Origin of the sequence: uncultured Lacinutrix sp., assembly GCF_947500325.1 — a bacterium.
Taxonomy (GTDB): Bacteria; Bacteroidota; Bacteroidia; order Flavobacteriales; family Flavobacteriaceae; genus Lacinutrix.
Map to the genome: position 1 here is coordinate 407,286 of NZ_CANMRQ010000001.1, position 12,497 is coordinate 419,782.

General features: G+C 29.2%; 9 protein-coding genes. 7 read left to right on the top strand and 2 right to left on the bottom strand.

The features are described 5' to 3' along the window. Positions 1-3,468, bottom strand: coding sequence for a TraB/GumN family protein (locus Q0997_RS01910; RefSeq protein ID WP_299883891.1), 3,468 nt, complete (start codon positions 3,466-3,468; stop codon positions 1-3). Between the two features lie 192 nt (positions 3,469-3,660). Between Q0997_RS01910 and hemH the strand changes: the two genes are divergently transcribed. The 7 genes from hemH to Q0997_RS01945 all read left to right on the top strand — a co-directional run bounded on the left by hemH (position 3,661) and on the right by Q0997_RS01945 (position 11,812). Further along, positions 3,661-4,689 carry a ferrochelatase gene (gene hemH, locus Q0997_RS01915; RefSeq protein ID WP_299883893.1) on the top strand — a complete coding sequence of 343 codons (1,029 nt, stop codon included), beginning with the start codon at positions 3,661-3,663 and terminating at the stop codon, positions 4,687-4,689. A 6-nt stretch (positions 4,690-4,695) separates the two neighbouring features. Beyond that, positions 4,696-5,244 (top strand): CopD family protein, encoded by a 549-nt coding sequence (locus Q0997_RS01920; RefSeq protein ID WP_299883895.1) that lies wholly within the window; start codon positions 4,696-4,698, stop codon positions 5,242-5,244. A gap of 61 nt (positions 5,245-5,305) precedes the next feature. Then, the gene (locus tag Q0997_RS01925; protein WP_299883897.1) at positions 5,306-6,757 is read left to right on the top strand and encodes an ATP-binding protein; all 1,452 of its coding nucleotides are present in this window, start codon (positions 5,306-5,308) and stop codon (positions 6,755-6,757) included. Between the two features lie 46 nt (positions 6,758-6,803). Then, positions 6,804-7,586: an enoyl-CoA hydratase-related protein gene (locus Q0997_RS01930; protein WP_299883899.1), complete on the top strand. Its 783-nt coding sequence runs from the start codon at positions 6,804-6,806 to the stop codon at positions 7,584-7,586. A gap of 48 nt (positions 7,587-7,634) precedes the next feature. Next, positions 7,635-9,323, top strand: coding sequence for a helix-turn-helix domain-containing protein (locus Q0997_RS01935; protein ID WP_299883901.1), 1,689 nt, complete (start codon positions 7,635-7,637; stop codon positions 9,321-9,323). Between the two features lie 393 nt (positions 9,324-9,716). Continuing rightward, positions 9,717-10,586, top strand: coding sequence for a TraB/GumN family protein (locus tag Q0997_RS01940; RefSeq protein ID WP_299883903.1), 870 nt, complete (start codon positions 9,717-9,719; stop codon positions 10,584-10,586). Between the two features lie 152 nt (positions 10,587-10,738). After that, positions 10,739-11,812, top strand: coding sequence for a PA0069 family radical SAM protein (locus Q0997_RS01945; RefSeq protein ID WP_299883905.1), 1,074 nt, complete (start codon positions 10,739-10,741; stop codon positions 11,810-11,812). Between the two features lie 57 nt (positions 11,813-11,869). On the opposite strand, the gene Q0997_RS01950 is transcribed toward Q0997_RS01945, so the two are convergent. Continuing rightward, entirely contained in the window at positions 11,870-12,472 is a 603-nt protein-coding gene (locus tag Q0997_RS01950; protein ID WP_299883906.1) for a hypothetical protein, read from the bottom strand. Between the last annotated feature and the right edge of the window lie 25 nt (positions 12,473-12,497).

Sequence of the window (12,497 nt, forward strand, 5' to 3'; positions counted from 1 at the left end):
TTACCTGTTAATTCGCTTTCTAGTTTTGTGTTTAACTAATTCTAGAGCTTCTTTAATTAAATCTTCTTCTTTGTCATTTTCATTCATGTAAATACCACTATAGCCGGATTTGTAATAGAGTTCTGTTTGTAGTTCTCCTTGTTTTTGAGGTTTTAAAAAGGCAGCATAGTACAGTTTCTTTCTGTCATTATATTCATTTTTCTTATGGAGGATATAAAAATAAATTGTTCCTTTTTTATTATTATCAGTTTCAAAAGTTTTTTCGGCTAAAAAAGAAATAGAGTCTCTTCCTTTTTCAATTTTGATATCACTAAATAAGTATGAGTTTGCATATTGTTCTTGACTTATTGCTCTTAATAAATAAGCGTCTTTTAAATCATTATTATATAACTTATCGACCAATAAAGCTTGGTTTTTGTAATCAAGTACTGTTTTCTTTATTAGTTTTTCAGGTATTACTTCTTTGGCACCTTCAAGCATTACGTAATAGGTTGTCAAAGCCTTAGCGTTATCACTGTCTAAGAGTTTGTCAAAGAAATTTTTTGCAGAAGTTTCTGTTCTAAAAGGGAAAATAAGTTTTACATAATTATATAGTGAACTTTGCCTAGATTTATATCCAGAAGTTTCACTTAAACTTCGTTTAACTTCTATTTTTCCATCATTAATAATAGACTTTTTATATCTTTTATAGTCTTTAGGTTTTAATAAACTGCTATCCTTTAAAGTTGCTAATAGTTTATATATAGGTTCTTTATATTCTTGAATTGTGGTGTATTCTAAAAGTTCTGGGAATAAGTTTTTTTTAAGTTCTAAAGAATCTTTATAGCTATAGAAAAGTGATTTTACACCATACTTCTCTAGAGGCAAATCTTTACTTAAAAGGTCTAAGAAGTCTTTGTAGGCTTTCTTTTCTTTTCTGTTTAATAATGATTTTAGAATTGAAGTTTGAATTTCTGGGTCTGAATAAGAATCTTCATATAGAGATTTTAAAAAAGGAGTAATTTTAGGATCGTCTATGTCAGATAATGCTAGAATAAGGTCTACTTTTATGTCTTCTTTGTTTTCAGGAAAATCAAATGTTTTAATTGTTTCAATAATTTCGTTTGTATGACTTTTATCAAACTTTACTAGATTATAGCTTTTCATTACAATACTGTCGTCTGCTTTAAGCGCAGTAAAAAATTTCTTAGTTTTATCTTTAAAGACATTTTCACCTAATAAAGTATCTAAAGGCGTGAAAGTTTTGTAAAAGTTTGTTATAAAATCTGATGGATTTGCAATAGTATCTGTTAGTGTTTTAAGCTGAAATAGTGTTCCTTTTTTTAAGATATTTTTTACTAAAATTGCTTTGGTACTCAAAGAATCTTTTAGAGTATAAGAATAGCTATATGTATCACCTTTCTTTTCTTTTTTCTTATTTGATATGATAAATTCATTGTCTTTTTTCTTAGAAAACTTGCCTTTTCTAAAATGCTCAACATCACTCCATAAACTATCAATGTTTTTAAACATTTGAAGATCATGAAACTTAGTTCTGCTTACAAAAACACGTTCATTAGCTTTAGAAAAATATGTTGTGGTTTTGTTTTCAGCTTCATACGTTTTTGCTTTTTTTCTCCTGTAATTATAATAGGATGACCCTATAGGTTTTGTATTAGTTAGTACAGTAAAATGTAATGAAGTGTCTGTGGTTTTTTCGAACCCAGTATAATTTGTATCTCTAAATTTAAAAGAATTGAAAAATATGTTCGCTTTATATTTGTCTTTACCTGCATAACCTAGAAAATAGTAACTACCATCTTTAACAATGCTTTTAATGTGAATTCTAGATGAAGAAGTATCTCTGCGAGCAGAGGCAACATATGTTTTATAAGGACCTTCTGCAAAACGTCCTGTCATAGTATCATCTATTTCGAGTTCCTTGTATAAATTTTCAATACTATATTTTGCTTCAAAAGCATCTTCCTCTATATATCTTATGTCTTGATTTACAGATTCTTTTAGAAAATAAAAATCGTCTCCAATTGAACCTTGAATTAATTTATTACCGGGATTAGTTAAATTATCTGCGATATTAAAAGATGGAATGTCTACTTGATATTTTTCATATGGAGAAATAAAGGTTTCTATTTTTTTTGAAGGTGTTTTAAATACAATCGAACTAAAAATAGCTTTTTCATAATTTAAAACATAATCTTTTGGCCCACCAAATTTAATAATGATAAGTTCTAAAGGTGTTTTATATATATGATATTTTTGGTAATCACCCTTTTTAGTTTTATTAAGAATACTTATGCCAGGAAAAGGAGTCTTAATTTTTGTTTTAGATATAATATCACCAGGAATATCTTCAAAAAGAAAGTTGTCTAGTCGCTCTAAAGAAATCTCTTCTTCATGAGGTAAATATTCAAATAAATTAAAGCGACTAATAGTTAAATAGGCGCCGTTAGTCATATCTGGAGAGACAGTAAATTTATTTCCGTTGTAAAAAAATGTTTTTAAACCGGTAAAACTATTTAATGTTAAAAATCCATCTTGAGTGGAAACTTGCTTTAGCTGTGGTTTAGCAATAAAGTCTTCAAGGCTTTGTTTAGCAGTTATAGCTCTTTGTGTTTGACCAGAAATTAATGGTTTAACTTTATATCCCTTTTTTCGAAGTAAATTTAACATGCCTTTTTCTCCAGGTAAATGCGCAGCTCCAACACCAGCAAAAACGGTTTGTTTACGAATTACAGAATCTAATACTGTTGTCATATTATCGTTCCTAATAAACAACATGTTTTCTCTAAAGAAATTTGTATTTGAAGCTTCGCCAATAGAATCTAGAAGGTTTAAATTACGCTCTCTATATGTGTTTTCTTGAACTAAATATGGGCTTTCTTTCTCATAAATTTCTACTAACCATGGGTCCATTTTTTTCTTATAAGCATTACTTCTGGCTTTAGAAGTTAAGTATTGGGCTTCATCTAGGTCTTCAAGGCTAATTATGGGTTTGCTTTTCTTTTTTCCTGCTTGATAAATAAACATATCTAAGTAGGTTTCTTCTTCAAAATTATCTGAATTTGAGTCTTTTCTATATAAATAACCATTAATCATTCTATTATCAGATCTAATAGCGCTCCTTATCATTAATTCTTCTGGTTTTTCAAAGTTAAAAAGAGAAGAGTAAAAGCCTTGCCTGTATGTGTTTTTGTAATTTTGTGGAGAGATAATTGCGTTTTCATAATTATGATCTAGCCATGTTGCGGGATCACTTTCTAAAGCAATTGATTCGCTGTTTTCTAAAGCATCAAAAAAAATATCATCTAATCTAAAAGCCACTTTTTTACTAACATGCATGGTGCCGTAGATGTAAGACGATTTCTCCAAACCATTTCCAGAGATTTCCCAAAGTAAGCTCTGTTCTTGTTCTTGAGAAAAAACCAAAACACCTAAAAGTGAGGTGATTATGATGAAATATTTTTGCATAGAAAATTATATTGGGGTTATAAATATATTTATTTAAGCGAAAAAACATTGGTAAAATATGGAATTTTAACGTGTTTATAACATATACAACGTTTTTATCTACTGTTTAATATGAATTAGAGTTGTATTTTTGCCTAAAGAAGTTTGATGAAATTCTCATTTTTTTGAGAATGAAAAAATTTTAATTTTTCTATGAAAGGAGTACTACTCGTTAATTTAGGGTCACCAGATAGTCCAGAACCTAAAGATGTAAAAAAATATTTAGGTGAATTCTTAATGGATGAACGTGTAATTGATGTGCCACTATGGGCAAGAACATTGATTGTTAAAGGTATTATCCTAAATACACGGCCAAAAGCATCTGCCAAAGCGTATAAAAAAATTTGGTGGGAAAACGGTTCGCCATTAATTGTTTTGTCTGAAGAGCTTCAAGACAAAGTTCAAGAGCAAGTAGATTTTCCAGTTGCATTAGCTATGCGATATGGTAGCATGACTATTAAAAAAGGATTGCAGGAATTAGTAGATAAAGGAGTGAATGAGGTGTTTTTAATTCCGTTGTATCCTCAATTTGCTATGGCGACAACCGAAACTATATTGGTTTTAGCAGAAAAAGTAAGGCAAGATTATTTTCCAGATATTACAATAGAATCACTTCCTGCTTTTTATAACAACCCAGAATATATTGAAGTGCTTTCAAATAGTATTAAGAATGATTTAAAAGGTAAAGATTATGAGCATTTACTATTTTCTTATCATGGCGTTCCAGAACGTCACATTCGTAAAAGTGACATTACTAAATCGCATTGTAAAATAGATGGTAGCTGTTGTGAAACAGCAAGTAAGGCTCATGAATTTTGTTATAGACATCAATGTAAAGAAGTAACTAGATTAGTAGCAGAAAAACTTAATTTAAAAGAAAATACATATTCAACTTCTTTTCAATCGCGACTAGGTTTTGATCCTTGGTTGCAACCATATACAGATAGAACGATTGAGCGTTTAGGAAAAAGAGGTGTTAAAAAAATGGCTATTGTAACTCCTGCTTTTGTTAGTGATTGTTTAGAAACGTTAGAAGAGATCGCAATGGAAGGTGAAGAGATTTTTCATGAAGTAGGAGGAAAAGATTTTAGTACTGTTTCTTGTTTAAATGTAAATAAAGATTGGGTTGCATTTCTTGCAAACCGTATTAATGAATGGTCTAAAACGCAAGTAGAAGCATAATCTTTTATGGAATATTATAACTATATAAAATCACTACATCTTATTTTTGTTATCACTTGGTTTGCTGGTTTGTTTTATATTCCAAGATTATTTGTTTATCAAATAGAAGCTTTTTATAAACCGTCTCCTGAAAAAGAAATTTTAGGGAAACAATTAAAGCTAATGGCAAAGCGATTATGGAATATTATCACATGGCCATCAGCTATTTTAGCAGTGCTTTTTGGTATATCTCTGTTTTATTTAAATCCCTATCTTATAAAAAACGATTGGATGCAAGTAAAGTTAGGCTTTGTTGTTTTACTTATTATCTATCACATTAAAACCCATTTTTATTACAAGCAATTGCAAAAAAATGTAGTAATAAAAAGTTCTAATTTTATGCGTTTATGGAACGAAGGCGCTACTTTTATCCTGTTTGCAGTTATATTTTTAGTCATCTTAAAAAATGCTTTTAATTGGATTTTTGGGGTTGTTGGAATTCTAATTTTAGGTATTCTATTAATGTTAGGGTTTAAGTTGTATAAGCGTATTCGAGACAAAAACCCTGAAGCTTAGGAATAGAAATTAAATAATCTTTGGTGCGATTATTGTTATATTTAATGCAACAAAATAATAGATGAAAATAAAAAAACTGTCTTTACGTGTTCGTATTTTTATAGCAATGATATTGTTAGTGTTATTATCTTCAATACTAATTGCAGTTGTAGCAAATTATAATTACGATAAAGAAGCGCAAGATTATAATAAAGATCGATTAGATCGTAAAGAAAAAGCGATTATTAGCCATCTAGACATTGTTATTAGGGAAACTACTTATCCCGTGACTACAGAAAATGTTCCACTTATTTTTAGAAATAAAATTCAAGAAGTTGCAGAGGTTCATAACATTCAAATTAACTTATACGATTTAGAAGGAGGATTACTTATCTCGTCTAAATCAGATTTAAAACCAGAATTGTCATCAAGGTGTTTGGATGCAGAGGTTTTAAATACATTGTTAAACACTTTTAAGCATCGTTTTGAAGAAAAAAGAATAAAAGGAGATGATACCTATAGGTCTTCGTATAATTATATCACAGATCAAAAGTTTAAGAATCTAGCTATTTTAAATTTGCCTTATTTAGAAAAGGATGATTTTTTAGCGAAAGAGCTTCAGGCTTTTATAGAGCGTCTAACATATACAACATTATTTGTTCTGTTATTTGCGGTAGCATTGGCTTTTTTTGTATCTAAATATATTACTAAATCGTTACAAACTATTAGTGAAAAAATGAGTTCCACTCGTTTAGAAAAGCGAAATAAGAAGATTGAAATTGGTGATACTAGTGAGGAAATTAGTATGCTCGTTAAGTCTTATAATAGTATGATTGATGAGTTAGAGGAAAGTGCTGTGCAGTTAGCAACTAGTGAAAGAGAGCAAGCGTGGCGAGAAATGGCAAAGCAAGTTGCGCATGAGATTAAAAACCCATTAACTCCAATGCGATTAACAGTGCAAAGCTTTCAAAGAAAGTTTAATCCACTGGATGAAAATATACATCAAAAATTAGATGAGTATAGTAAGACTTTAATCCAGCAAATAGACACGATGAGTGCAATTGCGGGTGCTTTTTCGAACTTTGCTAAAATGCCAGCACAAAAAAATGAAACACTAAATGTTGTTGAAATAGTGGATTTAGCGCTAGATATTTTTAATGAAAATTATATTACTTTTCACTCTGATAAAAAGGAGATAATTGCCACTTTTGATAGAACGCAGTTAATTCGTGTAGTTACAAATTTAGTTAAGAATGCTATTCAATCTATTTCTGAAGGGCATACGCCTAAAATTGTAGTTAACGTTTTTGAAGAGAATGATAATGTTAATATTACAGTTTTAGATAATGGAGTAGGTATTTCTGAAGAAAATAAACCTAAAATATTCGAGCCAAAGTTTACAACCAAAACTAGTGGAATGGGATTAGGGTTGCCAATGGTAAAAAATATTGTAGAAACTTATAAAGGAACAATTACCTTTGTATCCCAAAAAGGAGAAGGCACAACATTTACTGTTGCTTTTCCAAAAAAATAATACTTTTATTTTTGCGACAACTAAAATCTATTTCAAAATATAAATTATGAACTACGAAAACATACTTACAGTTAGCCAAAACGGACTTACTACTATAACAATTAATAGACCATCAAAATTAAATGCCTTAAACAAGGTTACTATTGAAGAATTGCATAATGCTTTTGATGCAGCAGATAAAGATGCCGAAACAAAAGTCATTATTATTACTGGTGCTGGTGATAAAGCTTTTGTTGCTGGAGCAGATATTAGTGAATTTGCAAATTTTAGTGTTGAAAATGGAGGTAAATTAGCTGCTAACGGGCAAGAGCTATTGTTTGATTTTGTTGAAAATTTATCAACACCTGTTATTGCGGCTGTTAATGGTTTTGCTCTTGGAGGTGGATTGGAATTGGCAATGGCTGCGCATTTTAGAGTCGCTAGTGATAATGCAAAAATGGGTTTGCCAGAAGTCTCGCTTGGGGTAATTCCTGGTTATGGTGGAACACAACGTTTGCCACAATTGGTAGGTAAAGGGCGTGCAATGGAATTAGTAATGACAGCAGGTATGATTGATGCTAAAACAGCTAAAGACTATGGTTTAGTAAACCATGTGGTATCTCAAGAAGAATTAATCCCTTTAGCAGAGAAGATTGCTAGTAAAATAAAACGAAATTCTTCAGTGGCCATTAGCAAAGCTATAAAAGCAGTAAATGCAAATTATAAAGATGGTATTAATGGTTTTGATGTAGAAATAGAACAATTTGGAAATTGCTTTGGAACCGAAGATTTTAAAGAAGGAACAACAGCGTTTTTAGAAAAACGTAAAGCAGATTTCCCTGGAAAATAATAGTTGCCAACTATATAAATAATGAATAATTCTTTGTTTTATTAATAGATGAGAATACCAATCCTTTTCTTGTTTTTTATTGTAACGCTAAATGCGCAGGAAAAGGACACACTTTCAGCAGTATCTTATAATAATCTAAAAACATTAATTAAGAGTAATATAAGATCTAACCCAGATAAGGCAATACTATATAGTGATTACCTTTTAAAAAAAGGATTAGAGCAAAACGATTTTGCTAAACAATGCTTAGCACACTCTTTAAAAGGAGCTTCTTTTCGTGTATTAGGCGATGTTTCTAAGGCGCTTGAGCAACAATTAAAAGCAAAAACATTACTTGGTAATGTAGATGATCCTGAAATTTTAGTTACAGTATATACTGCTTTAGGAAACACCTATTCAGACCTAGGTGATTTTGGTAATGTTTTGCCTAGTTATTTTGAGGCTTTAAAAACTGCAGAAGCCAATAATTTAAAAGATAAAGTAATATCGTTAAAACACAATTTGGCTTATTTTAAAGATCAAATAGGTGAATCTAATGAGGCGCTTAAATTGCTTAAAGAGAGTAAAAAGCTATTAGATGAAGGGTTTGTGGGGAATGGTGTTAAGTCTTTCTATTCGTCTCATAATGATATGCTTCAGGCTATGGTTTATAGTAAATTAAATCAGCCAGATTCTATAATTGTATATGCTAAACAAGGCTTGTTAAAAAAGAAAAAACATAATGATGAATTTTCCTTACAAGGTTTATATAATTATTTAGGTATAGCTTATACGCAAAAAAATGACTTTGATACTGCATTAAAATATCTTAAAAAGTCAGATTCTTTAAGTAAAATAATAGGTAACTCTATTGTTTTAATGGAAGTTCGGCATTCTTATGCTTCTTTATATTATAAAAGGAAAGAGTATGAAAAAGTCATTTCTATTTTGCAATCGTCAATTAATATAACAGAGAGAGACAGTCTTGTTTATCAAAACAATGATGATAATTATAAATTAATTGCTAATGCTTACAAAGAAATTGGAGATTATGAAAATGCTAATCTTTATTTTGAAAAGTATATGGCAAAGTACAATGCTAATAAAGCACTTTATAATATAATTGATAATGGCTTTGAACAAAAGCGAGTAGAGGGTTTTAAGAAGGAATTAGAGCAACTTAGAATTGAAAAAATGAAGCAAAGTAAATATGCTAAATATGCTTCATTGTTAGCAATATTAATTATTTTAAGTTTATTGTTATTGCTTTTAAAATTTTATAAAACAAAAAAGAAAAATGAAATAAAATTTGAAGCACTTCTTAATAAATTAAACGTATCTCAGGAAATAGTAGATACAAAAGATGTTATTTTAGGAGAAGAAAATTCTCAAAGTATTAGTATAGAAATTAAAACCCAAATACTTGAAGGGCTTGAAAAACTAGAAACCCAAGAGTACTTTTTAAATAAAGACTGTAACTCTTATAATGTTGCAAAAAAGATAAAAACGAATACATCTTATTTGTCTAAAGTTGTTAATTCTCATTATCAAAAAAACTTTAATACTTATATCAATGATTTACGTATTAATTATGCTGTTTTAAAATTGAAAGATGATGCAAAATTTAGAAGATATTCTATCCAATCTATAGCCGAAGAGTTAGGTTATAAAAGCTCAGATTCGTTTACTAAATATTTTAAAAAACATACAGGATTAAATCCTTCATTCTTTATAAAACAGCTAAATAATTTAACATAAAAGCGTATTTGTGCCCCTAAATTTATAAATATAGGGTTTTAGCTTTTCTTTCAATTTCTTACTTTTTATTCGTTTATAAGTAGCTAAATACCAATGAGTTAATTTGGTTTTGTTTATCCCTATTTTTCTAAAACTCGGGTTGCTTGTCTTGTTTTTAGGCTTTTTATGAAAGTAATTTGCTTTGTAAATCAATCTAAAACAAATAATCATGAAAACAACAAAAACAATCAAAGGTCTCAAGTTTTGCATAGGTCTATTTATAGGTATTTCTATCTATTTAATACAAGAGTTCCTTTTTTAAAAAAATAAAATTATGATAACTATAGCAAGATTTGTAATTGAAACAGTAACAAACATTTTATTTTAAACACTAATACTTTAAACAATATAATTATGAAAAATTTTAAACAACTTATATCCTCATTAATTTTAGCTATAACATTTGTTGGAAATGTAATTGCTCAAGATAATACAAAAACGAATCTATGGAAAATAGAAGGCGATAGTATAAAAACGTCTTATTTATTTGGTACGATTCATTTATTACCAAAAAAAGATTTTAAAATAGCAGATAAAGTAAAAAAGGCATTTGATGCCTGTGATAAGGTTGCTTTAGAAATAGATATGGCAGATACTGGTTTTTCTGCAGAGGTTATGAAGCATTCTTTTTTAAAAGAAGGTGAGGAGTTAAAATCTTATTTAGATGATGATGAATATGTTGTGTTAGATAACTACTTAAAAGAAAAGACGGGAGTTGGTATGGCTAACTATAATAAATTTAAGCCATTTATGCTTATGTCTGTTATTATGACGAGTGCTTTAGGAGAGCAACTAGCAAGCTATGAAATGACATTCATGCAAATGACAAAAGAGGCAAGTAAAGACATGGAAGGTTTGGAGACTTTTAAAGATCAAGTAAAAGTTTTTGATGCTAAGCCATATGATGAGCAGTTAGATACTCTTGTAGAAATGATTGAAGATCCAGAAAAGAATACAGAAACATATAAAACACTATTAGATTTATATTTGGCTGAAGATGTAGACGGTATGTATAATTATATGGATGAGTTTATGGAAGGAGATATTGAGGCTATGAAATTATTTCTCGATGATAGAAATAATAAGTGGATACCAAAATTCGCAGAATATTCTAAAGATAAATCTGTATTTTATGCTGTTGGTGGTGGACATTTGGGCGGAGATCAAGGTGTAATAAATTTACTTAAAAAAGCAGGATATACAGTAACGCCAGTTACTGAATAAATTATTTTCTTTAATAGATACTTAGCCTCAATTTGTATTGAGGCTTTTTATTATTTGTGTAGGGTAAACTATTCTACTTTTTGTTAATATCATAAGCGTATTTGTTGCTTTTAGAATTATTTATTTTGTAATTTTACAAAAAATTACAAAATATGTTTAAAAAAGATGTTATTAAAGGGCGAGGCGCACAATTAAATACGCATAACCGTTTTTTTGCTCTTTCTCACGAAACACGGGATGATTTTTTAGAATTTTGTGAAAAAGAAGGTGAAACGGCCGATAAAAATAAAACACTTTATCTAGAAACATTTCCAAAAACCATAGTAAATAAAGTCACTAGTCCAGATGTTGGCATGACGTATTCTATGAATGCTTATCAAGGTTGCGAACATGGTTGTATATATTGCTATGCAAGAAATAGTCATGAGTTTTGGGGGTACAGTGCGGGTTTAGATTTTGAACGTCGCATTTTGGTAAAGAAAAATACACCAGAATTATTAGAGGCTTTACTTAAGAAGAAAAGTTGGAAAGCAAATACAATAGTAATGTCTGGAAACACAGATTGCTATCAACCTGCAGAAAAGCAATTTCAAATAACTAGACAATGTCTAGAAATCTTTTTAAAATATAAACATCCAGTATCTATAATTACAAAAAATGCATTAATTCTACGTGATTTGGAGTTAGTAAAAGCGCTTGCGAGTGATAATTTAATAAGTGTTAATGTATCAATCACTTCTTTATCTGAAAAAACTAGGCGAATATTAGAACCAAGAACTGCAACAAGTACAAAACGTCTTGAAACTATTAAAATATTAAGTGATAATGGTGTTCCTGTAAATGCAATGTTAGCACCAATTATACCTTCAATAAATAGCCATGAAATATTGCCATTAGCAGAAGCCGTTTCAAATGCTGGTGCATTAAGTATGGCACACACCATTGTAAGGTTAAACGGTGCTATTGGTGAAATTTTTACCGATTGGATTAAAAAAGCACTACCAGATAGAGCAGACAAAGTATTGCATCAAATTGAAAATTGCCATGGTGGTAATTTAAACGATTCTAGATATGGAACTAGAATGCGAGGTGAAGGTAATATAGCAAAGCAAATTAATGATTTGGTGAGATTAGCACGATTAAAATATTTTAAAGAAAAAGGAATGCCGCGTTTAAATACAATGCTTCATGAAGAGTATAAAGATGGTCAACTAAAGCTTTTTTAATATTGAAAGGTGAGCTTAAAAAGCCCACCTTTAAAATTTAAAAAATATCATAATAATTTAGTGTGTGATTTTTTCAACAAAAGTTTTGCCTTCAGTTTTTAATATTATTTTATATTTTCCAATTTCTTTTTTAGATAATTTATAGACTCTTCCTATATCTAAAGTATTATCAATTGTTTCAGATAGTAGTAATTCAAAATTGTCATTTTCTGGTGCATTATAATAAAGCTCAATTTTTAAAGGGTTTTTATTTAAAGATAATTGTGAAACATATAGAAAATTGTTTTCAACTCTTACAAAAGGCTTATATAATTTAGTTTCTTCATTTTTATTAAATAATACCTTATTGTAAGTTACTGTAAATGGAGTTGTAGTTATTTCTATGCCCTTGTCTAATTCAAAGAAGTAGTTTCCATTTGGAAGAGAAGTTAAATCGAAAGTTTTAGAATACATTCCATTTTTTTTAATCTCTTCTTTGTACATAATTATACCATTAATATTAATAATTGATAATTGTTGCCCTTTTACAGCATCTTTAATGCTAATTGTAAAATTGTTTAATACTCCATCTTTGTTTGAAGTCGTGTTGCTCGTTGCATAACTTAATGTGGCTATTAACGTTGTCACAATTAACATGCTTTTTTTGATTGTTGTTTTCATACTGTTTTTTTAAATATTTATAGTA